20 protein-coding genes and 1 other RNA gene are annotated in these 25,199 nt (G+C 64.0%); 7 read left to right on the forward strand and 14 right to left on the reverse strand.

Annotation, left to right across the window (positions count from 1 at the left end):
- Positions 1 to 54: 54 nt before the first annotated feature.
- The 11 genes from lapB to gyrA all read right to left on the reverse strand — a co-directional run bounded on the left by lapB (position 55) and on the right by gyrA (position 13,036).
- On the reverse strand, positions 55 to 1,230 hold the full coding sequence (gene lapB / locus LDZ26_RS09400) for a lipopolysaccharide assembly protein LapB (protein ID WP_244846981.1): 1,176 nt from the start codon (positions 1,228 to 1,230) through the stop codon (positions 55 to 57).
- Positions 1,231 to 1,307: 77 nt separating this feature from the next.
- Positions 1,308 to 1,601 carry a lipopolysaccharide assembly LapA domain-containing protein gene (locus LDZ26_RS09405; RefSeq protein WP_244849139.1) on the reverse strand — a complete coding sequence of 98 codons (294 nt, stop codon included), beginning with the start codon at positions 1,599 to 1,601 and terminating at the stop codon, positions 1,308 to 1,310.
- 306 nt (positions 1,602 to 1,907) lie between these two features.
- A complete protein-coding gene (locus LDZ26_RS09410; RefSeq protein WP_008342376.1) occupies positions 1,908 to 2,237 on the reverse strand; it encodes an integration host factor subunit beta in 330 nt (109 codons plus the stop codon).
- Positions 2,238 to 2,259: 22 nt separating this feature from the next.
- Positions 2,260 to 3,993 carry a 30S ribosomal protein S1 gene (rpsA, locus tag LDZ26_RS09415; RefSeq protein WP_175944619.1) on the reverse strand — a complete coding sequence of 578 codons (1,734 nt, stop codon included), beginning with the start codon at positions 3,991 to 3,993 and terminating at the stop codon, positions 2,260 to 2,262.
- A gap of 152 nt (positions 3,994 to 4,145) precedes the next feature.
- On the reverse strand, positions 4,146 to 4,826 hold the full coding sequence (cmk, locus tag LDZ26_RS09420; RefSeq protein ID WP_244846982.1) for a (d)CMP kinase: 681 nt from the start codon (positions 4,824 to 4,826) through the stop codon (positions 4,146 to 4,148).
- Positions 4,827 to 4,884: 58 nt separating this feature from the next.
- Positions 4,885 to 6,189 (reverse strand): 3-phosphoshikimate 1-carboxyvinyltransferase, encoded by a 1,305-nt coding sequence (aroA, locus tag LDZ26_RS09425; protein WP_244846983.1) that lies wholly within the window; start codon positions 6,187 to 6,189, stop codon positions 4,885 to 4,887.
- Positions 6,190 to 6,206: 17 nt separating this feature from the next.
- Positions 6,207 to 7,133 (reverse strand): prephenate dehydrogenase/arogenate dehydrogenase family protein, encoded by a 927-nt coding sequence (locus LDZ26_RS09430; protein WP_244846984.1) that lies wholly within the window; start codon positions 7,131 to 7,133, stop codon positions 6,207 to 6,209.
- 60 nt (positions 7,134 to 7,193) lie between these two features.
- A complete protein-coding gene (gene pheA, locus LDZ26_RS09435; RefSeq protein ID WP_244846985.1) occupies positions 7,194 to 8,276 on the reverse strand; it encodes a prephenate dehydratase in 1,083 nt (360 codons plus the stop codon).
- Positions 8,277 to 8,320: 44 nt separating this feature from the next.
- A complete protein-coding gene (serC, locus tag LDZ26_RS09440; protein ID WP_244846986.1) occupies positions 8,321 to 9,403 on the reverse strand; it encodes a 3-phosphoserine/phosphohydroxythreonine transaminase in 1,083 nt (360 codons plus the stop codon).
- 182 nt (positions 9,404 to 9,585) lie between these two features.
- Positions 9,586 to 10,194: a DUF2059 domain-containing protein gene (locus LDZ26_RS09445; protein ID WP_159838093.1), complete on the reverse strand. Its 609-nt coding sequence runs from the start codon at positions 10,192 to 10,194 to the stop codon at positions 9,586 to 9,588.
- Positions 10,195 to 10,372: 178 nt separating this feature from the next.
- A complete protein-coding gene (gyrA, locus tag LDZ26_RS09450) occupies positions 10,373 to 13,036 on the reverse strand; it encodes a DNA gyrase subunit A (protein ID WP_244846987.1) in 2,664 nt (887 codons plus the stop codon).
- A 659-nt stretch (positions 13,037 to 13,695) separates the two neighbouring features.
- On the opposite strand from gyrA, the gene ompA reads away from it, so the two are divergent.
- The 5 genes from ompA to LDZ26_RS09475 all read left to right on the forward strand — a co-directional run bounded on the left by ompA (position 13,696) and on the right by LDZ26_RS09475 (position 19,425).
- Complete coding sequence (gene ompA, locus LDZ26_RS09455; RefSeq protein ID WP_175944633.1) at positions 13,696 to 14,361, forward strand: outer membrane protein OmpA; 666 nt, start codon at positions 13,696 to 13,698, stop codon at positions 14,359 to 14,361.
- 183 nt (positions 14,362 to 14,544) lie between these two features.
- A complete protein-coding gene (gene ubiG, locus LDZ26_RS09460) occupies positions 14,545 to 15,243 on the forward strand; it encodes a bifunctional 2-polyprenyl-6-hydroxyphenol methylase/3-demethylubiquinol 3-O-methyltransferase UbiG (RefSeq protein WP_175944635.1) in 699 nt (232 codons plus the stop codon).
- A 4-nt stretch (positions 15,244 to 15,247) separates the two neighbouring features.
- The gene (gene gph, locus LDZ26_RS09465) at positions 15,248 to 16,012 is read left to right on the forward strand and encodes a phosphoglycolate phosphatase (RefSeq protein WP_244846988.1); all 765 of its coding nucleotides are present in this window, start codon (positions 15,248 to 15,250) and stop codon (positions 16,010 to 16,012) included.
- Between the two features lie 84 nt (positions 16,013 to 16,096).
- Positions 16,097 to 16,454: a transfer-messenger RNA gene (ssrA, locus tag LDZ26_RS09470) on the forward strand.
- Between the two features lie 556 nt (positions 16,455 to 17,010).
- Positions 17,011 to 19,425, forward strand: a complete 2,415-nt coding sequence (locus LDZ26_RS09475; RefSeq protein ID WP_244846989.1) for an FG-GAP-like repeat-containing protein — start codon at positions 17,011 to 17,013, stop codon at positions 19,423 to 19,425.
- Positions 19,426 to 20,030: 605 nt separating this feature from the next.
- Here the strand turns inward: LDZ26_RS09475 and LDZ26_RS09480 are convergent.
- The 3 genes from LDZ26_RS09480 to LDZ26_RS09490 all read right to left on the reverse strand — a co-directional run bounded on the left by LDZ26_RS09480 (position 20,031) and on the right by LDZ26_RS09490 (position 23,025).
- Positions 20,031 to 21,107: a glycosyltransferase family 4 protein gene (locus LDZ26_RS09480; protein WP_244846990.1), complete on the reverse strand. Its 1,077-nt coding sequence runs from the start codon at positions 21,105 to 21,107 to the stop codon at positions 20,031 to 20,033.
- Positions 21,108 to 21,508: 401 nt separating this feature from the next.
- Positions 21,509 to 21,778 carry a hypothetical protein gene (locus tag LDZ26_RS09485; RefSeq protein WP_159836746.1) on the reverse strand — a complete coding sequence of 90 codons (270 nt, stop codon included), beginning with the start codon at positions 21,776 to 21,778 and terminating at the stop codon, positions 21,509 to 21,511.
- Positions 21,779 to 21,954: 176 nt separating this feature from the next.
- The gene (locus LDZ26_RS09490) at positions 21,955 to 23,025 is read right to left on the reverse strand and encodes a substrate-binding domain-containing protein (RefSeq protein WP_244846991.1); all 1,071 of its coding nucleotides are present in this window, start codon (positions 23,023 to 23,025) and stop codon (positions 21,955 to 21,957) included.
- Positions 23,026 to 23,152: 127 nt separating this feature from the next.
- On the opposite strand from LDZ26_RS09490, the gene LDZ26_RS09495 reads away from it, so the two are divergent.
- Both LDZ26_RS09495 and LDZ26_RS09500 read left to right on the forward strand, forming a co-directional pair.
- Positions 23,153 to 23,638: an NAD(P)H-dependent oxidoreductase subunit E gene (locus tag LDZ26_RS09495; RefSeq protein ID WP_244846993.1), complete on the forward strand. Its 486-nt coding sequence runs from the start codon at positions 23,153 to 23,155 to the stop codon at positions 23,636 to 23,638.
- Positions 23,635 to 25,191: an NADH-quinone oxidoreductase subunit NuoF gene (locus LDZ26_RS09500; protein WP_244846995.1), complete on the forward strand. Its 1,557-nt coding sequence runs from the start codon at positions 23,635 to 23,637 to the stop codon at positions 25,189 to 25,191. The genes LDZ26_RS09495 and LDZ26_RS09500 overlap by 4 nt, the downstream gene beginning before the upstream one ends.
- The last annotated feature ends 8 nt before the right edge of the window (positions 25,192 to 25,199 follow it).

The raw sequence follows: 25,199 nt of genomic DNA on the forward strand, positions 1-25,199 counted from the left end.
ATAGCGGCGATGATGATGAGCGCGAAAACGCCGCGCTCGCGATGGTGTGCGAACTCAGGCCGAACTCGTGATCGGTTCGACGCGTCGTGGCGCGTAAGTCTCCCAGCCGCTGCAGCCGGGGCACTGCCAATAAAACAGGCGCGCGCGGAATCCACACGTTTGACATGTATACCGCGGCAAATTCTTGGTGCGTTGCTTGACGAGCGTGCGCATGAGTTGCAGTTCGCCCCGGCGCGGCTCCTCGGCGGTTGCTTCCTGCGCTTCGAGCAGGCGCGTCATGCCCGCGAGATTCGGGGCGATCTCCATTTGCCTGCGCACGAGCGCGTGCGCCGCATCGAGACCGCGCAGTTCCTGGACATGCTTGTACGCGACATCCAGCAGATCATTCGACGGATAGCGCGTCGCGTAGTCGATCAGCAAGTCGACGCCGTCTTCCTTGCGCCCGAGCGCGGCGTACGCTTTCATCAGTTTCTCGGCGACGAGCGGCAAATACGCTTCGTTCTGCGCCTCGACGCGCTTCCAGACGGCGATCGCGGCTTCGACGTTTCCGGCAGCGGCTTCGGCGTCGCCCGAGAGAATCGTGGCGCGGACGTTGTCCGGATTCGACGCCAGCGCGAGCTTCAGTTCGGCGCGCGCATCGTCCAGATTCTTGCGCTGCAACGCTTCCTGCGCGAGTTCGCAGTGGAAATGCGCGATTTCCATATGCAGCGACGGCGCGCCCATCTTCTCGATGCGCTCGGCCGTGGTGATGGATTTCGGCCAGTCCTTCTCGATCTCGTAAATGGTGAGCAGCGCGCGTTGGGCGCCGAGCGAATATTCGCCGGCTTCCAGCGACCGAAACGTTTCCTCCGCCCGATCCAAGAGGCCCGCTTTCAGAAAGTCCTGCCCCAGTTCGTACAGCGCGTGATCGCGTTCGGCAACCGGCAGGTCCGCCCGGCTCAACAGGTTCTGATGCACGCGGATAGCGCGGTCCGTCTCGCCGCGCCGCCGAAACAGATTGCCGAGCGCGAAGTGCAGCTCGATGGTTTCAGGGTCCAGCTTGGCGACTTCGATGAACGCGTCGATCGCCTTGTCGTGTTGCTCGTTGAGCAGGAAATTCAGGCCGCGAAAGTACGAGCGCGGCAGGTTCGCATTCTCGGATAACAGCGTTTTCAGGTCGTAGCGGGATGCCATCCAGCCTAGCGCGAAAGCGACCGGGATGACGAGCAGCCACCAGAAGTCTAGATCCATGCGAATGTTCGTGAGTCGGTTTAGGTGTCTGCTTCGGGCGAATCGAGCGCAAGCGCCGCCGCCGGACGATGCGCGTGTCAGATGAGCGGCGGCATCGGCGGTTCTTCTTTGACCAGCGGCGTTTCCCGTGCGGCGCGCACGTCGCGCTTCAAACGCCCGTTTTCGATCCGCAAGCGCAGCATCGCCGGCACAGCCGAAACGAGCCCGGCGAGCAGGCCTACTGCGAAGAACGCCAGGCCGATCAGGATCAGCGGCGCCTGCCAGGCGTAGCCTGCGAGGAAATTCAGCGTCGCCGGCTGCGTGTTGGCGAGCGCCAGCACGAGCAACAACACGAAGACCAGAACGCGGATCAGCCAGACAATGAATTTCATGAACGTCTCGCAATGGCGGTGCATCTCGCGGCCGTCGCTTCGCCGTTCGGCCTACGTGATTACCCGAGTCAAAGTGACCGGTATTGTAATGGATGCGTTTGCTTCGAAGCACCGGCGCGGCCCATGCCTCCGACGAAATGGCTGAGCTATGTGCGTTACCGAACGCGAGGCGCGGCGTGCAGCCCGTCGGGGCGAAAAAAAAGCACCCGCAAGGGGTGCTTTTCTGGTCGATTGCCTGATGGCCGGACGCCGCGGCGGATCACTTGCGCGCACGCGCACGCAACGATTCGTAGCGATGCGCGCCGATCAGAGATCGTCCGCATCGTCGTCATTCGACGCCTTCAGCGGCTCGCCTGCGCGGCCATCGACGCGTTCACGCAATTCCTTGCCCGGCTTGAAATGCGGCACGAATTTCTCCGGCACCAGCACTTTTTCACCCGACTTGGGATTGCGCCCGACGCGCGACGGACGACGGTTGAGCCCGAAGCTGCCGAAGCCGCGAATTTCGATGCGATGACCGTTGGCAAGCGCCTCCGACATCGCATCGAGCATCGTCTTGACCGCGAAATCCGCATCCTTGAGCACAAGTTGCGGAAATCGCGAGGCCAACTGGGCGACCAATTCCGATTTGGTCATACTGCAGCAGTACCGTTAAGGCTTAGCTGTTCTGGCCGTCGAGCTTGGCCTTCAGCAGCGCGCCGAGGTTGGTCGTGCCGGTAGCGGCGGCGTTCGAGTCCGAAGCTTGCAGGCCGCGCATGGCTTCCTGCTGCTCGGCCGAATCCTTCGCCTTGATCGACAGGTTGATGCCGCGCGACTTGCGATCGATGTTGATGATCATCGCGTTGACCTTGTCGCCTTCCTTCAGCACGTTGCGCGCATCTTCCACGCGGTCTTGTGCGATTTCCGAAGCGCGCAGGTAGCCTTCGACTTCGCCCGACAGCGTGACGACCGCACCCTTCGGATCGACCGACTTCACGACGCCGTCGACGATTGCGCCCTTGTCGTTGATCGCGACGAAGTTGCTGAACGGATCGCCTTCGAGCTGCTTGATGCCGAGCGAAATGCGCTCCTTCTCGACGTCGATGCCCAGAACCACGGCTTCGACTTCGTCGCCCTTCTTGTACTTGCGAACTGCTTCTTCGCCCGTTTCCGACCACGACAGGTCCGACAGGTGAACCAGACCGTCGATGCCGCCCGGCAGACCGATGAAGACGCCGAAGTCGGTGATCGACTTGATCGCGCCTTGCAGCTTGTCGCCCTTCTTGAAGTTGCGGCTGAAGTCGTCCCACGGATTCGGCTTGCACTGCTTCATGCCGAGGCTGATACGGCGGCGGTCTTCGTCGATCTCGAGAACCATGACTTCGACTTCGTCGCCCAGCTGCACGACCTTCGACGGTGCAACGTTCTTGTTCGTCCAGTCCATTTCCGACACGTGGACGAGGCCTTCGATGCCCGATTCCACTTCGACGAATGCGCCGTAGTCGGTGATGTTCGTGACCTTGCCGAACAGACGCGTGCCCGACGGGTAACGGCGCGAGATGCCTTCCCACGGATCGTCGCCCAGTTGCTTGATACCGAGCGAAACGCGGTTCTTCTCTTGGTCGAACTTGAGGATCTTCGCGGTGACTTCCTGGCCGACCGACAGCACTTCCGACGGGTGACGCACGCGACGCCATGCGATGTCGGTGATGTGCAGCAGGCCGTCGATGCCGCCGAGGTCCACGAACGCGCCGTAGTCGGTGATGTTCTTGACCACGCCTTCCACGATCGCGCCTTCCTTCAGCGTTTCGAGCAGCTTCGCGCGCTCTTCGCCTTGCGTGGCTTCGATCACGGCGCGGCGCGACAGCACGACGTTGTTACGCTTGCGGTCGAGCTTGATGACGCGGAATTCGAGCGTCTTGCCTTCGTACGGGGTCGTGTCCTTGACCGGACGCGTGTCCACGAGGGAACCCGGCAGGAACGCGCGGATGCCGTTGACCATCACGGTCATGCCGCCCTTCACCTTGCCGGTGATGGTGCCGGTGACGAGCTCGTTGTTGTCCAGCGCTTTTTCCAGCGACAGCCACGAAGCCAGACGCTTCGCCTTGTCGCGCGACAGGATGGTGTCGCCATAGCCGTTTTCCAGCGCGTCGATCGCGACGGAAACGAAGTCGCCCGCCTGCACTTCCACTTCACCCGCGTCGTTCAGGAACTCTTCGAGCGGAATATAGGCTTCGGACTTCAGACCAGCATTCACGACCACGAAGTTGTGGTCGACACGCACGACTTCGGCGGAGATCACTTCGCCGGCGCGCATGTCCTGCTTGGTCAGCGACTCTTCGAACAGAGCCGCGAAAGATTCGTTATTCGGGGTGGAGGTTTGCAGGTCGGACATAAAAATCAATATTTGCACAGCCTTTGCGCTAATGGCCGCCAAGGGCCGACGATGCGCGAAGCCGTACGGGGTTAAGGGGTTTAACACACGCTGCGCCACATGACGGAGCACCCAACTATCCGGCAGCCGACCACGTGGCGGGCGAACCGGCACATCTACTACAGTTTCAGCTACACGCGCACTTCGCTGTACCAGCCGATGATCTGCTCGACCGCTTGATCGATCGACAAACCGGAGGTGTCCAGCGTCTTCGCGTCCGCCGCGGGCTTGAGCGGCGCGGCTACCCGGTTCATGTCGCGGGCGTCGCGTTCGCGCAAATCGCGCAGCAAGTCATCCATATTAGCAGAAAAGCCTTTTTGCATCAATTGCTTATGGCGTCTCGCCGCGCGGGCCTCGACGCTCGCGGTCAGGAAGACCTTTAGCGTCGCGTCGGGGAAGATGACCGTGCCCATGTCGCGGCCGTCGGCCACGAGCCCCGGGCGCTTGCGGAACGCCCGCTGGCGGGCGACGAGCGCCTGCCGCACTTCGGGATGCACCGCGATAGCGGACGCGCGATTGCCAATTTCCTCGGCGCGGATTTCAGTCGACACATCGACGCCGTCGAGCTGCGCGCATCCTTCGCGAAAGGTGATATGGAGGTCGCCGACGAGGTTTGCAAGCGCCGGGGCGTCGCCCTTGTCGATGCCGTAGCGGACGCTCGCGAGCGCCGCGAGCCGGTACAGCGCGCCGCTGTCGAGCAGGTGAAAGCCGAGCGTGGCCGCGACGACCGCCGCGACCGTGCCCTTGCCGGAGGCCGTCGGCCCGTCGATGGTGATGACTGGAGTGGGGTCGAATGGACGGCTCGGTTTCATTGCGTATGGCCGTTGCGGCCCGTTGTTGCTGTTTTCGTGATGGAAGGCATGGCGCGGCTCAGGTTCTGACGAGCGTCGCGAAACGGTCGAAATAGTCGGGGAAAGTCTTGTTCACGCACTTCGGATCGTTGATGCGCACCGGCACGCCGCCCAGACTCACGAGGGAAAAGCACATCGCCATGCGGTGATCGTCGTACGTGTCGATGGCGGCGTTCGCGGTGAGCTTCGCCGGCGGCGTGACGACCAGATGATCCGCGCCCTCTTCGACCGTCGCGCCGACCTTGCGCAGTTCGGTCGCCATCGCGGCGATGCGGTCGGTTTCCTTCACCCGCCAGCTCGCGATATTGCGCAGCGTCGTCGTGCCGTTCGCGAAAAGCGCGGCCACGGCAATGGTCATCGCGGCGTCGGGAATCAGGTTGAAGTCCATGTCGATGGGCGCGAGCTTGCCGTCGTCGGACTCGACGCCGCGTACCTCGATCCAGTCGTCGCCCATCATCACGTTCGCGCCCATGCGATTGAGCGCGTCCGCGAAGCCGACGTCGCCCTGAATGCTCGACCGCCCGACGCCTTCCACGCGCACCGGCCCGTGGCCGATGGCGCCCGCCGCCAGGAAATACGACGCGGACGACGCGTCGCCTTCCACCATGATCGCGCCGGGAGACCGGTACGACGCGCCCGCGGGCACGGTGAAGCGCGCCCAGCCGTCGCGCTCGACAGTGACGCCGAAGCGTTCCATCAGCCGCACGGTGATCTCGATATACGGCTTGGAAATGAGCTCGCCTTCGACTTCGATCGTCACCGGGCCGCTGCGGCCCTCGATAACCGGCAGGCTCATCAGAAGCGCGGTAAGAAACTGGCTCGACACGTCGCCGCGCACGCGAATGAGCTTGTCCACGGCGATTTTCGATGCGTGAATCCTGAGCGGCGGAAAGCCGTCGTTCTGCTCGTAGTCGATCTTCGCGCCGATCTGACGCAGCCCGTCGACGAGATCGCCGATCGGCCGCTCATGCATGCGCGGCACGCCGTGCACGCGGTATTCGCCGCCGTTGACCGCGAGCGCCGCCGTCAGCGGACGCACCGCCGTTCCCGCGTTGCCGAGAAAAAGCTCCGCCGACTTCGACGGAAACGCGCCGCCCGTGCCCGTCACGATCACCCGCTCGCCATCGCGCCGAAGCGTCACGCCGAGCGTTTCGAGCGCGGCCAGCATCACGCGCGTGTCGTCGGAATCGAGCAGATTGGTGATCGCCGTTTCACCGGTCGAAAGCGCGGCGAGCAGCAGCACGCGGTTCGAGATGCTCTTCGAACCGGGCAGCCGCACCGTGCCGGACGCGCGCGCGAAGGGTCCGAGATCGAGATGTTCCATGCTGTTTCCTGGGTGTCTTATTTCGTGGGCGAATCGCCGGGAATCTTCACGCCGCCGCGTTCCTGCCACTCCGTGCGCGCCACGCGCGAGCGCGCGAACGCCGCTTCGAGCGCCGCGCCGTCCGATGCGTCGATGGCCGCGCGAAACCGCGCGAGCACGTCGGTGTAGGCGTCGAGCTCGGCGAGCAGCGCCGCGCGGTTCGCCAGACACACGTCGCGCCACATTTCCGGGCTCGACGCCGCAATGCGCGTGAAATCGCGAAAACCGCCCGCCGCGAACGAGAACTTCAGTTGCGCGTCCGGCGCTTCGAGAATCTGCTCGACGAGCGCGAACGAAAGCACATGCGGCAGATGACTCACCGACGCGAACACGCGATCATGCTGCGCCTCGCTCATCGTGTGCACCGCCGCGCCGGTCGCCCGCCACATCGCGGCGATGCGCTCGACGGCTTCCGGCGCGTTCTCGGCGAGCGGACACAGCACCACATTGCGATCGACGTAAAGATCAGGCAACGCGGCATCGACGCCGCTCGACTCGCGCCCGGCAATCGGATGCCCCGGCACGAACTGCGCAACGCGTTCGGACAGCGCCGCCCGTGCGGCCGCGACGACGTCGCTCTTCGTGCTGCCCGCGTCGGTGACGAGCGTCTGCGCATCGAGAAACGGCGCGATGCGCGCGAGCAACGGCTGCGTCTGCGCGACCGGCGCGGCGAGCAGCACGATATCGGCGCCGTGCAACGCGCGCGAGAGCGCGGCGTCGTCGTCCAGCGCGGAGGCTTCGTCGATCACGCCGAGTTCGACCGCGCGCGCCACCGACTGCGCCGAGCGCCCGACGCCGACCACGCGCCCCGCGAGCCCGGCGCGTTCGCGCAGCGCGCGCGCGAGCGACCCGCCGATCAGGCCGACGCCGAAAATAACCAGTTTATTGGAAGTGAACGCGGCCACGGGACATCGCAAAAAGCGCGTCGAAAGACGCGGAAGACGGAACGGCTGAAAGCGCGAATTTTACCGGGCGCGCGGATACGACCCGAGAATCTTGAGAAACGCGGCCTTTTGCCCGAGTTCTTCCAGCGCGGCGGCCACCGACGCATCGTTGCGATGGCCTTCGACATCGATATAGAAGTAGTACTCCCACGTCCCGACGCGCGCGGGCCGCGACTCGAAGCGCGTCATCGAGACGCCGTGCTTCGCGAGCGGTTCCAGCAGCTTGAACACCGCGCCCGGCTCGTTTGCGACAGACACGATCAGCGAGGTCTGATCGTGGCCGCTCGCGTCCGACGGCTGCTTGCCGATAATCACGAAACGCGTGCGGTTGTGCGGATCGTCCTGGATCAGCGAGTACACGACGCCCAGGCCGTAATGCGTCGCTGCGCGGTCGCCGGCGATCGCGGCCACGGTCGAGTCCGCCACGGCCATGCGCGCGGCTTCCGCATTGCTCGACACCGCCTGCCGCTCCAGATGCGGCACGTTCGCGGAAAGCCACCGCTGGCACTGCGCGAGCGCCTGCGGGTGCGCGCACACGCGCGTCACGCCTTCCAGCGAGCCTGAGGCCGTAAGCAGATTGTGATGAATCGGCAGGGCCAGCTCGCCGCCGATCACGAGTTGCGTTTGCAGCAGCAAATCCAGCGTGCGCGACACCGCGCCTTCCGCCGAATTCTCGACGGGCACGACGCCGTACTGCGCCGCGCCGGCTTCGACCGAGCGGAACACTTCGTCGATGGACGGGCACGGCAGACCTTCGATCGAGTGTCCGAAGTATTCGAACATCGCCTGTTCGCTGTAGGTGCCGACCGGCCCGAGGAACGCGGCGCGCAGCGTCTGTTCGAGCGCGCGGCTCGCGGCCATGATCTCGCGCCAGATGGCGCTGATGTGGTCGGCCGCGAGCGGGCCGTCGCTCATGGCCTGCAAGCGCGCGATGACCTGCATCTCACGCTCCGGACGAAACACCGGCGCGTTGAAGTGCTTCTTCACCTCGCCCACTTCGAGCGCCACGGAAGCGCGCTGGTTCAGGAGCGCGATGAGTTGTGCGTCGAGCGCGTCGATGCGCTCACGCAGCGGTTTGAGTCTTGAATTGAGATCGTCGTCCATGCGGTGCGTGTTGAGCGAATGCGGTTAGAGGAGCGACGGCGCGTTCACGCGCTCGTCCGCTCGAATTCCTTCATATAGTCGACGAGCGCCCTGACGCCCTCGACCGGCACCGCGTTGTAGATCGATGCCCGCATGCCACCGACGGACTTGTGGCCCTTCAGCTGCAGTAGCCCGCGCGCTTTGGCGCCGGCCAGGAAATCGGTATTGCGCGATTCATCGGCAAGGAAGAACGGCACATTCATGCGCGAACGATTCTGCCGCTCGACCTTGTTGACGTAGAAATCGCTGGCGTCGATGGCGTCGTAGAGCAGCTTCGCCTTTTCGACGTTGCGCGCTTCCATCGCCTCGAGGCCGCCCTGCTTCTTCAGCCACTTGAAGACGAGCCCGGCCATGTAGATGGCGTACGTGGGCGGCGTGTTGAACATCGAGTTGTTCTCGGCGACCGTCTTCCATTCGAACGCGGACGGACAAATGGACAGCGCGCGGTCGAGCAGGTCTTCGCGCACCATCACCACCGTCACGCCCGCCATGCCGATGTTCTTCTGCGCGCCCGCGAAGAGCACGCCGAACTTGGCGACGTCCATCGGACGCGACAGGATATGCGACGAGGCATCCGCGACGAGCGGAATGTCGCCGAGATCGGGAATGTCGAACGCCTCGACGCCGTCGATGGTTTCGTTCGTGCACAGATGCACGTAGGCGGGATCGTCCGAGAGCTTCCATTCGCCGATGGCCGGCACGCGCGTGAAGCCTTGCTCCGTCTTGCCCGTAGCCGCGATGTGCGGCGTGCAGTACTTCTCCGCTTCCTTGAGGGACTTCGTCGACCACGAACCCGTCACGACGAAATCCGCGGTCTTCTTCGCGCCGAGCAGATTCATCGGCACGATGGCGTTTTCGCCGATGCCGCCGCCTTGCAGAAACAAAATGCGATGCGAAGCCGGCACCTTGAGCAGTTCACGCAGGTCGGTGAGCGCCGCTTCGTGGATCGACATGAATTCGGCGCCGCGGTGGCTCATTTCCATCACGCTCATGCCGCTGCCGTGCCAGTCGAGCATTTCGTCGGCAGCTTGCCTCAACACTTCTTCTGGCATCGCGGCCGGGCCGGCGGAGAAATTGAACACGCGCATGTGGAATCCCGAATGGCAGGCGCGGCGTTGGGTCGAGTCGCTGGATTCAGCGGATGACGCGCGCCTGAAAAAGAAATGGCTGCTTGCGCTTTCGCACAAACAGCCATTATCGCACTGTCCTGAAAACCCGCCAACGCGCGGGGCAGCGCCCCGTAGCGGGTTTCCAGGTTGTCGCGCGGTGCTTACTTGCCCGGCTTGACGCTCGCCACTTCCTGGTCCGCTTGCGTGCGGGTTGCCTTGATGGCTTGCGGCATGTACTTCTGCATCAGACCGTTGACGACGTCACGGCCGACCTGGTCTTGCACTTGAATGAACTTGCGGCCCGTCGGGCTCTTGTAGAAGTTCGTCAGGTCCTTGATCTCGTCGGTCGAGTAGTACTTCGCATACGCGTCGTACTGGGCCTTCATGGCGTCCTGGCGGAAGTTATCCGTGGCGAACACCTGGCCTGCCGAGTCCACCAGTTTCGGCACTGCGTTCTTCTGCAGCGTCGGGACAGCGGCCTGCTTCTGCTTGTCGTTCAGCGACTTGTTTTCCGACAGCGCGTCCGACAGGATGGCCGGCACGAGCTGCTTCGCTTGCATCTGTGCGCTGTTGCCGATTGCGCCGACGAGCTTTTGCGCGTCGATTGCGTCGAGCAGATCCTTGATCGCAGCTTGCTTGGCAGGATCAACCGGTGCTGCTGCGGCCGGCGCCGCCGCCTGGTTCGGCGCCTGGTTCTGAAGCGACTGAGCCATCGCGAAAGTCGGCACGAAAGCGGCCAGCAACATCCACTGCTTGAAACGTCCTTGCATCATTACTCCCTGTAAAAAATATTCAGTTCAGCACTCGCGACGAGCCTTGCACGTCCGCATGAGCGGCGCTGGCGTTCTCAATGGAGAATCGCAGCGCCGGCCTCAGGCTCACGTCGCGCAGCTTAACCAATTCAGGCTTTCAAAAGCGGATAACGAGAAACCGGCGACACAAAAAATATCAGGCGTCTTCGCCCGCGTCGCCATCTTGAGATTCGTCGGGCGGTGCGGCGGAAGCGTCGGCGTCCGCGGCGGCATCGGCTGCGTCCGCTTCTTCGAGTTCGGCATCCGCCTCGGCCTCGGCGATATGCTGCAGTCCCGACAACTTCGTGCCCTCGTCAAGGCTGATGAGTGTAACACCTTGGGTTGCGCGGCCCATTTCGCGGATCTCAGACACGCGCGTACGAATCAGCACGCCCGCCGTGGTGATCAGCATGATCTGGCTTTCCGAATCGACGAGCGTCGCGGCGACCACCTTGCCGTTGCGCTCCGACGTCTGGATCGCGATCATGCCCTTGGTGCCGCGGCCGTGGCGCGTGTACTCGTTGATCGGCGTGCGCTTACCGAAGCCGTTCTGCGTGGCCGTCAGGACGGACTGGTTCTCGCCGCCCGCCACCAAGAGCGCGATGACCTGCTGCCCTTCTTCGAGCTGCATGCCGCGCACGCCGCGCGCTTCGCGGCCCATTGCGCGGACGTCGTTTTCGTCGAAACGCACGGCCTTGCCCGAGTCCGAGAACAGCATGACGTCGTGCGCGCCATCGGTGATGGCCGCGCCGATCAGGTAGTCGCCGTCATCCAGACCGACCGCGATGATGCCCTTCTTGAGCGGACGGCTGAACGCTTCGAGCGGCGTCTTCTTGACGGTGCCGAGCGCGGTGGCCATGAACACGTACTTGTCCGCCGAGAATTCCTTGATCGGCAGAACGACGTTGATCTTCTCGCCGTCCTGCAACGGGAACATATTGACGATCGGCCGGCCGCGCGAGTTGCGCGAGCCTTGCGGCACTTCGTAGACCTTGACCCAGTACACGCGGCCACGGTTCGAGAAGCACAGCATATGGTCGTGCGTGTTCGCGATGAAGAGCGTGTCGATCCAGTCGTCTTCCTTCATCTGCGTGGCCTGCTTGCCGCGCCCGCCGCGCTTCTGCGCGCGGTATTCGGAAAGCGGCTGCGACTTTACGTAGCCGGCATGCGACATGGTCACGACCATTTCCTGCGGCGTGATCAGGTCTTCGGTATTGAGCTCGGTCGCATTCATTTCGATGCGCGAGCGGCGCTCGTCGCCGAATTCCGCGCGCACCTGGCCGAGTTCTTCCACGATCATCTGCCGGATGCGTTCCGGCCGCGCGAGGATGTCGAGCAGGTCGGCAATCTGCGCCATGACCTCGCGGTATTCGCCGACGATCTTGTCCTGCTCGAGGCCGGTCAGGCGCTGCAGGCGCATCTGCAGAATTTCCTGCGCCTGCACGTCCGACAGTTTGTACAGGCCGTCTTCCTGCAGACCGTAAGCCGGATTCAACCCTTCCGGACGATACGCGAGGCGCCCGCCCGAGGCTTCCGTCTCCGCGCGCGTCAGCATTTCGCGCACGAGCGACGAGTCCCACGGACGGTTCATCAGCTCTTGCTTCGCGATCGGCGGCGTGGGCGCAGCCTTGATGATGGCGATGAACTCGTCGATGTTCGCGAGCGCCACGGCGAGGCCTTCCAGCACGTGACCGCGGTCGCGCGCCTTGCGCAGTTCGTATACAGTGCGCCGCGTCAGCACTTCCCGTCGATGCGACAGGAAGCACTCCAGCATTTCCTTCAGATTCAGCAGTTTGGGCTGGCCGTCGACGAGCGCGACCAGATTCATGCCGAACGTGTCCTGAAGCTGCGTCTGCTTGTACAGGTTGTTCAGGACGACTTCCGGCACTTCCCCGCGCTTGAGCTCGATCACGACGCGCATGCCGCTCTTGTCGGATTCGTCGCGAATGTCGGAGATGCCCTCGATCTTCTTCTCGTTGACGAGTTCCGCGATGCGCTCGAGCAGCGTGCGCTTGTTCACCTGATACGGAATTTCATCGACGATGATGGCCATGCGCTGGCCGCGGTCGATCTCTTCGAAGTGCGTGGCCGCGCGCATGACGACGCGCCCGCGCCCGGTGCGGTAGCCGTCGCGCACGCCGGCCACGCCGTAGATGATGCCGGCGGTCGGGAAGTCCGGCGCGGGCACGATCTCGATGAGTTCGTCGACCGACGATTCCGGATTGTTCAGCAGGTGCAGGCAGGCATCGACGATTTCGCGCAGATTGTGCGGCGGAATGTTGGTGGCCATGCCGACCGCGATGCCGGCCGAGCCGTTGATCAGCAGATTGGGAATGCGCGCCGGCAGCACGAGCGGTTCGTTCTCGCTGCCGTCGTAGTTGGGACCGAAGTCGACGGTTTCCTTGTCGATGTCGGCGAGCAGCTCGTGGCCGATCTTCGCCATGCGGATTTCGGTGTAGCGCATGGCCGCGGCGTTGTCGCCGTCGACGGAACCGAAGTTGCCCTGCCCGTCCACGAGCATGTAGCGCAGCGAGAACGGCTGCGCCATGCGGACGATGGTTTCGTACACCGAGGCGTCGCCGTGCGGATGGTACTTACCGATGACGTCGCCGACGATACGCGCCGACTTCTTGTACGCGCGATTCCAGTCGTTATTCAGTTCATGCATCGAGTACAGCGCCCGGCGATGCACCGGCTTCAGGCCATCGCGGACATCGGGAAGCGCGCGCCCGACGATTACGCTCATCGCGTAATCGAGATACGAACGGCGCATTTCCTCCTCGAGGGAGATAGGCAGAGTCTCTTTGGCGAATTGATCCATTATCCGTGTCTTGAACTGTGCAGCAGCGACACGGCAGCGCGTTCGTGAGTTTCGCGACACCCGCCAGCCGGCCGCGCGACTTGCGCCGGCCAGGCGCGTAGCCGGCGTACGCTGCGGCGCTGCGAACGCAGCGCATCGCGAGATTCTACCATGCGGCACCTTCGCGCCCGGCGGCGTGCGTATACATAGTGTTGGTGCGCGGTAGGAGCGGCGTCGGACGGATTCCTAGTCCGGTGAAGCTGTACCAATTACTTACAAAACCGGGGAACGATTTCCGTCAATTGGTCATCGAGCCGGGCTATCATGCCGCCTCAGCGTTTCGCGAACGGCGAAGCGGCGGCGATGAAAATGTGCGGGAAAGGCCGCTCAGGCACGTGATATGCGCATGCTCGGCGCCCCTTGGCGCGCGGCCGGTTCCTGTCCCTTTCTTGTTGCGGAGGCACCACATAAGGTTGCGGCCGAACTCGGTGCGGGGATATTTTTATCGTTGCAAGGGAACGATATGGCAAAATGCCAACGCACAAAGTTAGACACTGCTCGAAGTCTATACAAAGCGTTTTGTTCCGCAGGGGAATGTTATACTTCGAGCAATGTATGACTTGTCTTCGTCTACAGGCTCGCAGTAAACCTGCGGTAATCTCAATTTCGAGAGGAGAAATATGAATAAACTTTCAAAGCTCGCGTTCATTGCAGCTACCGCAGTTATGGCTGCATCGGCCTCGGCGCAATCGGTGCCGGCCTCGCGACAAGCCGTCAATGACAACTGGGTGAATGGCACGGGCGAGTATGTGTGGATGAACGGCACGAACGAACTGTGCTGGCGCGACGCATTCTGGACGCCGGCCACGGCTAACGCGAAGTGCGATGGCGCACTGGTCGCGCAAGCCCCGGCTCCGGCAGTTGCTCCGCCGCCGCCCGCCGCACCCGCTATCACCAGCCAGAAGGTTACGTACCAGGCCGACGCCCTGTTCGACTTCGACAAGGCAGTCCTGAAGCCGGCCGGCAAGACCGCGCTGGACGATCTCGCATCGAAGATCGGCGCACTGAACCTCGAAGTCGTGGTTGCAACGGGTTACACGGACCGCATCGGTTCGGACAAGTACAACGACCGTCTGTCGCTGCGCCGTGCGCAAGCTGTGAAGGCGTACCTGGTCAGCAAGGGCATCGAAGCCAACCGCATCTACACGGAAGGCAAGGGCAAGCGCGACCCGGTCACGAAGGGTTCCTGCACGCAGAAGAACCGCAAGCAACTCATCGCCTGCCTCGCACCGGATCGTCGCGTGGAAGTCGAAGTTGTCGGCACGACGCGTCAGCCGCAACAGTAAGTTCTGCCGGCTTGCCGCAGACTCGAACCCCCGCCTCGGCGGGGGTTTTTTTATGCCCTACGGCGGCGCATTCACGCAGTTTCTTGCCGAATGCCGCCGCCGAACGCGCCGTGCGTTTTGCCCGCCCTGTTGACCGCCTATATACTCGACCCTACCGATTCACGTTTAGCCAAGGTCTTCCTCATGACGAATGTCGATCCCCACGAACTGCAGAAATTCAGCGATCTCGCGCATCGCTGGTGGGACCCGAACGCCGAATTCAAGCCGCTGCACGAGCTGAACCCGGTGCGGCTCGACTGGATTGACGCGCATGCGCATTTGATGGGCAAGCGTGTCCTCGACATCGGCTGCGGAGGCGGCATCTTGTCGGAGTCGATGGCTACGCGCGGCGCAACGGTGAAAGGCATCGATCTGTCGTCGAACGCGCTCGGCGTCGCGGATCTGCATAGTCTCGAAAGCGGCGTCGAGGTGGCGTACGAGGAAATCTCGGCGGAGGCGCTCGCCGCGCGCGAGCCGGGCTCGTACGACGTCGTGACCTGCATGGAGATGCTGGAGCACGTGCCGAACCCCGCTGGCACCGTCGCGGCGTGCGCCGCGCTCGTCAAACCCGGCGGCTGGGTGTTCTTCTCCACGCTCAACCGGAACGCCAAGGCGTATCTCTTCGCCGTGATCGGCGCCGAGTACATCGCGCGGATGCTGCCGCGCGGCACGCACGACTACGCGCGCTTCATCAAGCCCTCGGAACTGGCGACGTTCGCGCGCACCGCGTCGCTCTTGCCGGTGGATATCAAGGGCATCACGTACCGGCCGATCTCGCAGCACTTCGGCCTTTCCAACGACACGAGCATCAACTACATGATGGCTTGCCGTCGGGAAGCGTGACGCCATGACTCCGGAAGAACAAGGCGAAACGGGCATCGTCGAGACGAAGCCCCTGCCCGACGACCCCACGCCGCAGCCGCAACGCGCGGCCGATGGCCGCTCGCTCGGGCTCTGCCAAGCGGTGCTGTTCGATCTGGACGGCACCATCGCCGATACCGCGCCGGACCTCGTGGCGGCCGTCAACAAGATGCGCCACGACCGCGGGCTCGAAATGCGTCCGCTGGAGGCGCTGCGGCCATACGCATCGGCGGGCGCGCGCGGGTTGCTGGGCGGCGCGTTCGAAATCGGGCCGGAGCACCACGAGTTCGCCTCGATGCGCGAGGAATTCCTCGCCAATTACGAGGCCGACCTCTGCATCGAAACGACGCTCTTCCCCGGCATCATCGAATTGCTGGACCAGCTCGACGCGCGTGGCGTGCGCTGGGGCATCGTCACGAACAAGGTGACGCGGCTCGCGGCGCCGCTCGTCGCGCTGCTCGGGCTCGATACGCGCGCCGGCTGCCTCGTGTGCGGCGACACGACGCCGCATTCGAAGCCGCATCCCGCGCCGCTCTTGCACGCGGCGGATTTGCTCGACGTGGCGCCGGAGCGCATCGTCTACGTCGGCGACGACCTGCGCGACGTGCAAGCGGGCTTCGCCGCCGGGATGATCACGGTCGCCGCCGCGTACGGCTATTGCGGCGACGACATCCCGCCGCATCGCTGGCACGCGGATCACGTCGTCGAATCAACCGGGGAATTGCAGCTGCTGCTGCGCGAGATCCCGTGACGGCGCGTGCGCGGCGGATGAAGGCTCTTGAAAAAGCCGCCGTTCGCCTCATACAGTATTTCGTGGGATAATCTCAGTTCCGCTGGGGGCGACCTGGTTTCGACAGGGGTTGTGAAGCGGTCAGGGCATACCGAGGACCCGTCACCTCGTTAATCAATGGGAAAAACGTAACTGCAAACGACGATACGTTCGCACTGGCAGCCTAAGGGCCGCCGTCCTCTCACTAATTCGCTGACGGGTTAGGGTAGCAATACCGCGAGAGGTCATATACGTCAGATAAGTCTTGGTGGCGTCACGACGCCAAGATCGAAAATTTAGTGAATCGCCGTAACGCAGCGTGTTCGTCCGCGTCGTTGCGGTTAAATCAAAAGACAGAACTAAGTATGTAGAACTGGTCGTAGAGCGCTTCTGGACGCGGGTTCGATTCCCGCCGCCTCCACCACCCCATTTGGAAACCCGCGATCGCGCAAGCGTCGCGGGTTTTTTGTTTGGCGCAGCGTGCGCGTCTGTCGCTCAGCGCAGACGAAAAAAAGCCCCGCGCGAGGCGGGGCAAACATCCTTGAGAGACATAGCTGCGGCAGAGACGACGCGAGCTACGGGCCACAGAATAGAGGCCGCAGTGCGCGGTTCGTATCGGAGCCGTCCGAATCTATTGCTGTGCGTCAGCTATCTGTCGATCAAAACACGATTCGCCTCCGTTTCCCTTACATGACTGAGCTTAGTCAACGATTCGAGTTCGCAGGCTCGATCCAAAGCCGGTTCTCCGACAAATCCGATTTTTCTCCTAGCGCAGCGACGTTACGCTTCTGACGCTTCTCGTTCTCGTGGACGGGAAGTCATTCCAGGTACTTTAGCCTCGCCATTCGGCGAGGCTTTTTTTCGTCTGGCCGACTGGGCTCGGATCCGTCATACGTGTTCGCTCGGCAACCGACCGTGCCGTCCCCGCGAATGCAATCTTCTGCTTTATCCGGCGAACCGGCTCGCGTGGCGGGAAAAGCATGTATCGAGAAAGCGGCACCAAGAACATCCGAACAAGCGTGATCGCGTTGGCGTGGGCCATGCTCGCCCTCTTCTTTCCGACGTACGCGCAGGCGGCCGCCGCGTCCGCATCCGCCGATTGCCGCGCAGGCACGCTCGTTACCGTAGTCGCGCATCTGGACGACGACCTGCTGTTCGTGAATCCCGGCATCAGCGACAAGCTCGACGCCGGCTGGTGCGTCACCACCGTCCACTTGATCGGCGGCGCGAACGGCGCCAAGTTCGACTACGTGCTGCTGCGCGAGACCGGCACCAAGCTCGCCTACGCGCGCATGGCGGGCGTGCCCGACCGGTGGCAGGAATCGACCGTCATGCTCGCGGGCAAGCCGGTGCATCAACTGGTGCTTGCGGGACAGCCGCGCGTGAAGCTGCTCGAACTTCGCCTGCCGGGCGGCGGCGTGCGCGGCGGCAAGGTTCCGCTCGGGCTGCTGTGGGATCGCGGCCAGACGGTGACCACGTATCCGATGCAGTCCGACGGCGCGGGTGCGACGACGTACGATCGGGCGTCCCTGTCCGCGACGGTGCGCGCCATTCTCTCGCAGGCCACCGCCATCTACACGCTCAATCCGGACACCGTCGCGTTCATGGAGCATCCGGACCACATCTACGCGGCGCGCATTACGCGCGTGGTCGCGCAGAGCCTGAAACGCGATCTGCCGATCGGCTATCACGTCACCTACCCGACCGGCGGCCTGCCCAAGAATCTCGACGCCGAAGAGACGCTGCGCAAGCGCGATGTCGTCGGCAGCTACTTTTCCGTCGACGGCAACGACGCCGGCCACGTCTTCGACGAATACATGTGGGACGGCAACTGGGTGGCTCGCCGCTACTGGAGCAGCGCGCGCGCCAACGACGCCGGCCCGGACTTCCAGTTGCGGCCGTTTCAGCTCGTCAACGAATATTCGAGCCGATGCCTGCAATCCGGCGGCGCGGGGCGGCCACCGCGCCTTGGCGCGTGCTCGGGCGATGCATCGCAGAACTGGTTCTGGCAACAGTTGCCCGCGACGCCCGGCGAAAAGAACGACGCGCTGCTCGTGAACGCCGCCACCCACGCGTGCATCGCCGAACGCGATGCGGGGCTCGTCGAAGAAGCGTGCAACGCGAAGAGCGCGTCGCAGCGGTGGACGCCGTGGGATTTCGGCTTCGTCTATACGCCGCTCAATCACTGTCTGGGCGAGAAGAACGGCGCAGTCACCGCCGGCAGTTGCTCGCTTCTGACGGCGGAGTATCGCTGGTCGCCGACGCCGCAGACCGTGTGGACCGATACCCGCCAGGAAGGCGCGCTCTTCGGCGACGTGCGCGGCACGGGCCGCGACAGCGCCGTGTACGTGCAGCGTCGGAAGGACGGGCCGGGGTTCAACGTCTGGGTCGCGGAGATGTCGCGCATGGACCAGGCCGCGCCGTGGTATCTGAACGCCGTGCCGTTCGATCCGCAGGCGAGCTCGCCGACCTGCGAGGCGGATACGCTCTGCTTCGACAGCGCGCGCTTTCTGCTCGGCGACTTCGACGGCGACGGCCGCGCCGATCTGATGGTGGTCACGCCACGAAACGGCGGCACCGCGTTCTGGGTGCTGAAAAGCGCGGGCACGCGCTTCGAAGCGCCGCGCCTGTGGTTCCAGACGAGCGCCCAATGGACGCCTGCCACCGCGCAGCAATACGTCGCGGGCGACTTCAACGGCGACGGCCGCGCCGACGTCGCGATCGCGCAGCAGCGCAAGGACGCAGGGCTGGACCTCTGGGTGCTCGCATCGAACGGAGCGACGGCAAGTGCCCCTGCGCTCTGGCTCAATGCGCCCGCGCTGTCCGCGAGCGCCCGCTTCGTGCCTGCGCGCGTCGCGGGATCGGAGCGGGCGGGACTCATCGCGATGGAGAACGTGAACGGCGCGCTCGCGCTTTCGCAACTGGCGAGCACGGGTGCCGCGTTCGAAGCCAGCTACCGCACGAACGTGTACCCGCAACTGCGCGCTGCGTCCGTGAAAGTTGCGGCGGGTGATATCGACGGCGATGGCATCGACGACCTCGCGGTGCTCGCGCCGCGTGCGGACTCGGCCAGCACGCGCGTCTTCGGCATCGAGGGCGGCAAGGTGTTCGGCCCGGCCGAGGAAACCGCGACGCTGCCCGGCACGTCCTACGCCGATTCCATGCCGGCGCTGATTCGCCGCAACGACCACGACAATCACGCCACGCTGATCCTGTTCCACCGCGCGAACGCGATTCTCAAGGAGTTCTATTACACCGGCGGCGCGCCGAGCTTATCCGGCTATGACGTCGACTCGTCGTTCAGGCTGGGACCGGTGCAGATCTGGGGCGACTTGCCGGGGCTGTATTCGGAATCACTTTGGCTGAAGACGCTCGCTTACTGGGGCGGCAAATAAGAACGCGCCGCGCTTGTGCTTCGAGCGTCGGCGCGTGGCTTCTCTGATCGTTGCTGTTTCGCTCAGGCCCACGCGCGGACTTGGCCGAGTTTGCCCCGTGCGTACTCCGAATCGTTTGTGCTGAAGGCGCTCGTTTTCTATGGCGGCAACAAACAATGCGCCGCCCCTCGCGATCCGAGCATGCGTGATCTCCAAGGCTTGCCGTTCACCGAACGCCGACGCGTAGTGGGGGCGACGTGCCGGAACTGTATTCGGAATCGCTCCGGATGGAGACGCTCGCTTACTGAAGCGGCAAACGACAAATGCGCCGCCCTCTCGATCTGGCCGGCGCGTGATCTGCAAGTCTCGCCGTTCAACGGACGCCTACGCGCAGTTCAGGGCGACGTGCCGGGATTACATTAGAGTCGCTCTGGATCGAGACGCTCGCTTCCTGCGGCGGCAAACGAAAGCACGCCGCCCTTTCGATCCGCGGCGCGTCATCTTCAAGTCTTGCCGATTAACGGACGCCTACGCATAGTTCACCGCGACGTGCCGCAATTGCATTCGGAATCGCTCTAACGCGCCGCCCCGTCCCCTTCGGACCGCGCGTTCCCGCCCCCCGCCCGTCAACCAAGCCCCACGCGCAAACCCAGCACGTCGCGCGCGATGGCAAGATACCGGTCGGCCGTGCTTTGCAGCGTCAGTCCTTGCAGCGGGCGCGTGGCGCGCGGCTGCGAGAGCGCATCGAGAAGCGCCCGGCCATAGGCGGCAGTGTCGCTCGTATCGAGCAGTTGCACGCCCGGGAAACCGCCCGCGAACGCGAACGACGCAATGGCGTTGCCCACCACCGGAATGCCCGACGCCAGCGCCTCCAGAAAACCGATGCTGTGGGCTTCGAAGCTCGACGGCATGGCGAACACGCTCGATGCCCGCAGAATCTGCGCGACGTTCTGCTGCGGTCCCTGAATCGACACGCGATCCTTCAGCCCCAACTGGGCGACGCGCTCGATCACCGCCGCGTGATAGTCGAGGTTTTCGACGACGCCGCACAACAGAAGCCGCGCATCGCGATCGGCGCAGGCCACGTGCGCGAAGGCTTCGACCGTCTGCAACTGATTCTTCTCGGGGATATAGCGGCCGACCTGCACGATCTGCTTGTGCGCGACGGGCACGCGCGGCCCGGCATCGTCGGCGAAGCGCGAGACATCGACGCCGTTCGGCACCACGATCATCGACGGATGCAGGCCGACTTCCTTCACGTAGTCGTCGATGTTCTTCTGCGATACGCCGATCACCGCCTTCGCGCGATTCGACAGCAGGCGCTCGGCGCGCATCAGCGCGGCATTGGCGAAGTCGTTCGCGCCCGAGTGCATGACCCAGACGATCGGCACGCGCGTCGGCAACGCGCGCACGTAAAGCGCCGGAATGGTCGCGTGCGCGAAGATGATGTCGGGCTTGAACGACCGGATCGCGCGATGCAGAAACAGCAGCCGGCCCAGCTTCGTCGGATTCTTCGCCGGGAAAACGCACGAAACGCCGTGCGCGCGCAACTCTGCGCTGATGTGTCGGAAGTCGTCGTGCTCGGGCATCAGCGAGGCGATCGAGACGCTGTGTCCCGCGCGCTGATGACCGATCGCGACGCCCTTGGCGAGAACTTCCGCCCCCGAAAGGCGAGGCGCCAGTATGACCTGGAGAATTCGCATGCGTGCAGTCCCTCGGTGGTCCGAAGTGCGTTCGGGGCCACGTCTGCCCACGGTTGCGTGGCGTCCGTCGCCGCTTGCCCACGCTGTCTCGCGTGGTTCGTGCAGCCGAGCACTTCCTGTTTTTATGGTTTTTAGATCGGAGAAAAAACGGCCGTGCGCATCGAACTATCGCTCGATGACACGTCGATCAAGGTACTCCTTGGCTCGCATGGCACGTCGGCCATCTCGTAGTGTTTTTCGGTCGCTGCGGAATTCAATGGCTGCCGTATGAGGCGGCGCGCACATGGCGCGAAGCGATACAACGGAAAAGCGATGGAAGGAAAGACACGCTGACGGCGCGCATTGCACGCGCCGCGATTCGTCCGGCTTTGATCCGGCTTTGATCCGGCCTTAATGCGGCTTCAATTGCTGCCGTCTTTCGGGCACTTGAGGTTGCAGCCGTCGGGGTCGCCGTTGTCGCCGCGGCGGCGCATCGCGGACGTGCCGCGCTGATATTTGTCGGAAGGCGCCGAGGCGGCGAACGGCATCTGCGGATGCTCGTTGATGCGGAAGTTGTCCTGCAACACGCCGCCAGGAATGCCGGGCGAATTCTGCGCGAACGCGGCGGGAGCGAGATAAACGGCGCCGGCGACGAGCGCGGCGGACAGTGAAGCGAGCAACGTGAATTTCATGGCGATTTTCGCGCGTCGAAGGCGCGTCTGGAACGAGAAGAAAACGCTGAAACGAAAAACCGAAGCCGCTAGGTTAACGCAATTCGCTCAAGCCGGCGGTTTCGACGGGAGAGATTCGTCTTACCGTCCGTTTCGCGCGTCGGCGCTCAGTCGGCCCGCTGACTAAGCTCGCTCACTCAGCCGTGAAGCCCCTCCTCGACTTCCAAGAGCGTCCCGCAGCGTTGCGGATCGTAGCCGTCCAGGTGCGCGACGCTTTCGTTGAACGCCGCGCTGCGCAGCACGCCGAGCACGCTCACGAGCCGCGCTTCGGCGAGCCGTGCGCGCTCGCAGGCGAAGAAATAGTCCTCGTCGATGACCGGAATGAAATCGAGCCCGAAGTGCTGCGCCGCAGGCTGCACGCCGAAGCCCAGGTCGGCCATGCCGCTCGCGACGAACGCCGCGATGGCCGAATGCGTGAGCTCCGTCGACGCGTAACCATTGATTTCGTCCGGATCGACGCCCACGCCGCGCAGCGACAGGTCGAGCAGCATGCGCGTGCCCGACCCCGGCTGCCGGTTCACGAAACGCACGTCGTTGCGCGCCAGATCGCGCAAGCCGCTGATCTGCTTCGGGTTGCCCTTCGGCAGAAAAAGTCCCTGCGTGCGCCGCGTCAGGCGAATCAGCTGATGCTTCTTCGGATCGAGATACGGTCGATAGATTTCCGCGCACGTCGAGCGGAACTTGCCTATAGGCAAGTGGAAACCGGCGAGCTCGCATTCGCTGCGCGCGAGCGCCCTCACCGCTTCCGCGCTCTCGCGGTACTTGATGTCCACCGGCACACGCCGTTCGCCGAGCGCGCGAACGAGCGTGGCGACCGCGTAGCCGTGCGATGCGTGAATGCGCAGGTTCGATACTTCGCCCGCGAGCCGGCGATTCAGTTCGTCGGCGACATCGGTGGCGACTGCCTGCAACGGCGCTTCGAGGCGATCGCCGCAAAGGCGCTGCGCACGCAGCACCGACTCGCCGAGTTCCGACAGCACCGATCCGCGCCCGCGTGATTTCGTGACGAGCGCGCCGCCCAGCCGCGCCTCGATTTCACGCAGCAGACCCCACGCATGGCGATAGGACAAACCCTTAGCGCTCGCTGCGTTGGCGATGCTGCCCGTCTGCGCCACGAGCTGCAAAAGCGGGACAACCGCGCTGAGACTGGTTTCGCGGCCATCGGGGTCGCGCAGGATGAGTTCGGCGCGGCATTCGACGTCGACCATATGTATTGTCCTTTCCTATTGCCAAGATATATCACGACGCCTATTGTTCTTTCACGGGCTCGGCGCCCCGATTATACGACTGATATATGCACCGATAAAACATATGCCGAGACCTTGGAGGAGCCCCATGACGCAACCGCAGCTGTCCGCCGCCGAAGCAGACGAACTCGTGCGCCGTCACGCCGTGCAAGGCGCGACATTGATGACGATCCTGCACGCCATTCAGGACGAAACCGGCTTCGTGCCGGCCGAAGTCGTCGCGCCGCTCGCTCGCACCTTATCGCTTTCGCGCGCCGAAGTGCATGGCACGATCACCTATTACCATCACTTCCGTTCCGCGCCGCCCGCGCGCGTGACCGTGCAGCTATGCCGCGCGGAAGCATGCCGCAGCATGGGGACGGAGGCGCTGAAGGATCACATCGAAGGGCACACCGGCTGTCGTTTCGACAGCGGCCATGCAGAGGACACGGAACTCGAATCCGTGTATTGCCTCGGCCAGTGCGCGCTCTCGCCCGCCATGACCATCAACGGCGAGCTTTACGCGAAGGTGACGCCGCAAAAATTCGATCGCCTGTACGACGCGGCGAAGCAAAGCAGCGAGGTGACGGCATGACGCGCATCTACGTTCCCTGCGACTCGTCGGCGCTCGCGCTCGGCGCCGATCGCATCGCGAAGGCGATTGCGAGCGAAGCAGCACAACGCGGCATCGACGTGCAGATCGTGCGCAACGGCTCGCGCGGGCTCTTGTATCTGGAACCGCTCGTCGAAGTGGAGACGGCGCAAGGGCGCATCGGCTACGCGAACGTCGAAGAAGACGAGATCGCCGCCCTATTCGATGCAGGCTTCCACGGAGGCGGCGCGCACGAGACGAACGTCGGCATCGTCGACGAGATTCCGTATTTGAAGAAGCAGCAGCGGCTCACGTTCGCGCGCATCGGCATCACGGACCCGGTCTCGATCGACGACTACGTGTCGCTCGGCGGCCTGCAAGGTCTGCGCAACGTGCTCGAGATGAACGGCGACGCGGTCTGCGAGGCGCTCGTCGATTCCGGCCTGCGCGGGCGCGGCGGCGCGGCGTTCCCGGCCGGCATCAAGTGGAAGACGGTGCGCGCGGCGCTGGCGGACCAGAAGTACATCGTCTGCAATGCGGACGAAGGCGACTCCGGCACGTTCTCCGACCGGCTCGTGATGGAAAGCGATCCGTACATGCTGATCGAAGGCATGATTATCGCGGGCGTCGCGACCGGCGCGACCAAAGGTTATATCTACGTCCGCAGCGAGTATCCGCATTCGATCGCGACGCTCAATCGCGCGATCGACCACGCGCGCGAAGCCGGATGGCTCGGCGCGAGCGTGCTCGGCACGTCGCACGCGTTCGAGCTTTACGTGGCCAAGGGCGCGGGCTCGTATGTCTGCGGCGAGGAAACGGCGCTGCTCGAATCGCTCGAAGGCAAGCGCGGCATCGTGCGCGCGAAGCCGCCGGTGCCGGCGCTCACCGGGTTGTACGGCAAGCCGACCGTCATCAACAACGTGATTACGCTCGCGACCGTGCCGATCATCTTCGCGAAGGGCGCGGCGTTCTATCGCGACTACGGCATGGGCCGCTCGCGCGGCACGCTGCCCTTCCAGCTCGCGGGCAACGTGAAGCAAGGCGGGCTCGTCGAACTCGCGTTCGGCGTGACGCTGCGCGAACTCATCCGCGATTTCGGCGGCGGGACGGCGAGCGGCCGGCCGGCGCGCGCGGTGCAAGTGGGCGGCCCGCTCGGCACGTATCTGCCGGAAAGCCAGTGGGACATTCCGCTCGACTACGAAGAGTATGCGAAGGTCGGCGCGGTGGTCGGCCACGGCGGCCTCGTGATTCACGACGACACCTCGAATCTCGCCGAGCTCGCGCAATACGCGATGCGCTTCTGCGCGATCGAATCGTGCGGCAAGTGCACGCCCTGCCGCATCGGTTCGACGCGCGGCGAGGAAGTCATCGCGAAGATCCGCGAAGGCGATACGTCGGTCAGGCAGATCACGCTGTTGCGCGAACTGTGCGACACCATGATCGGCGGCTCGCTCTGCGCGATGGGCGGCATGACGCCGTTCCCGGTGCTCTCCGCGCTCGATCATTTCCCCGAAGACTTCGGCCTGCCCCGCACGCCTGCACGGAAAGCGGCATAAGCGGCATA

It is taken from the genome of Caballeronia sp. SL2Y3 (assembly GCF_022879575.1).
Taxonomy (GTDB): Bacteria; Pseudomonadota; Gammaproteobacteria; order Burkholderiales; family Burkholderiaceae; genus Caballeronia.

Excerpts from the sequence above, each read along its gene's own strand:
- ubiG (WP_175944635.1), top strand. The coding sequence starts at position 14,545 with ATGACGAATGTCGATCCCCACGAACTGCAGAAATTCAGCGATCTCGCG.
- LDZ26_RS09485 (WP_159836746.1), bottom strand. The coding sequence starts at position 21,778 with ATGAAATTCACGTTGCTCGCTTCACTGTCCGCCGCGCTCGTCGCCGGC.
- LDZ26_RS09445 (WP_159838093.1), bottom strand. The coding sequence starts at position 10,194 with ATGCAAGGACGTTTCAAGCAGTGGATGTTGCTGGCCGCTTTCGTGCCG.
- LDZ26_RS09495 (WP_244846993.1), top strand. The coding sequence starts at position 23,153 with ATGACGCAACCGCAGCTGTCCGCCGCCGAAGCAGACGAACTCGTGCGC.
- gyrA (WP_244846987.1), bottom strand. The coding sequence starts at position 13,036 with ATGGATCAATTCGCCAAAGAGACTCTGCCTATCTCCCTCGAGGAGGAA.
- LDZ26_RS09410 (WP_008342376.1), bottom strand. The coding sequence starts at position 2,237 with ATGACCAAATCGGAATTGGTCGCCCAGTTGGCCTCGCGATTTCCGCAA.
- serC (WP_244846986.1), bottom strand. The coding sequence starts at position 9,403 with ATGCGCGTGTTCAATTTCTCCGCCGGCCCGGCCGCGATGCCAGAAGAA.
- LDZ26_RS09405 (WP_244849139.1), bottom strand. The coding sequence starts at position 1,601 with ATGAAATTCATTGTCTGGCTGATCCGCGTTCTGGTCTTCGTGTTGTTG.
- LDZ26_RS09500 (WP_244846995.1), top strand. The coding sequence starts at position 23,635 with ATGACGCGCATCTACGTTCCCTGCGACTCGTCGGCGCTCGCGCTCGGC.
- cmk (WP_244846982.1), bottom strand. The coding sequence starts at position 4,826 with ATGAAACCGAGCCGTCCATTCGACCCCACTCCAGTCATCACCATCGAC.
- LDZ26_RS09480 (WP_244846990.1), bottom strand. The coding sequence starts at position 21,107 with ATGCGAATTCTCCAGGTCATACTGGCGCCTCGCCTTTCGGGGGCGGAA.
- pheA (WP_244846985.1), bottom strand. The coding sequence starts at position 8,276 with ATGGACGACGATCTCAATTCAAGACTCAAACCGCTGCGTGAGCGCATC.
- lapB (WP_244846981.1), bottom strand. The coding sequence starts at position 1,230 with ATGGATCTAGACTTCTGGTGGCTGCTCGTCATCCCGGTCGCTTTCGCG.
- aroA (WP_244846983.1), bottom strand. The coding sequence starts at position 6,189 with ATGGAACATCTCGATCTCGGACCCTTCGCGCGCGCGTCCGGCACGGTG.
- ompA (WP_175944633.1), top strand. The coding sequence starts at position 13,696 with ATGAATAAACTTTCAAAGCTCGCGTTCATTGCAGCTACCGCAGTTATG.
- LDZ26_RS09490 (WP_244846991.1), bottom strand. The coding sequence starts at position 23,025 with ATGGTCGACGTCGAATGCCGCGCCGAACTCATCCTGCGCGACCCCGAT.
- LDZ26_RS09475 (WP_244846989.1), top strand. The coding sequence starts at position 17,011 with ATGTATCGAGAAAGCGGCACCAAGAACATCCGAACAAGCGTGATCGCG.
- gph (WP_244846988.1), top strand. The coding sequence starts at position 15,248 with ATGACTCCGGAAGAACAAGGCGAAACGGGCATCGTCGAGACGAAGCCC.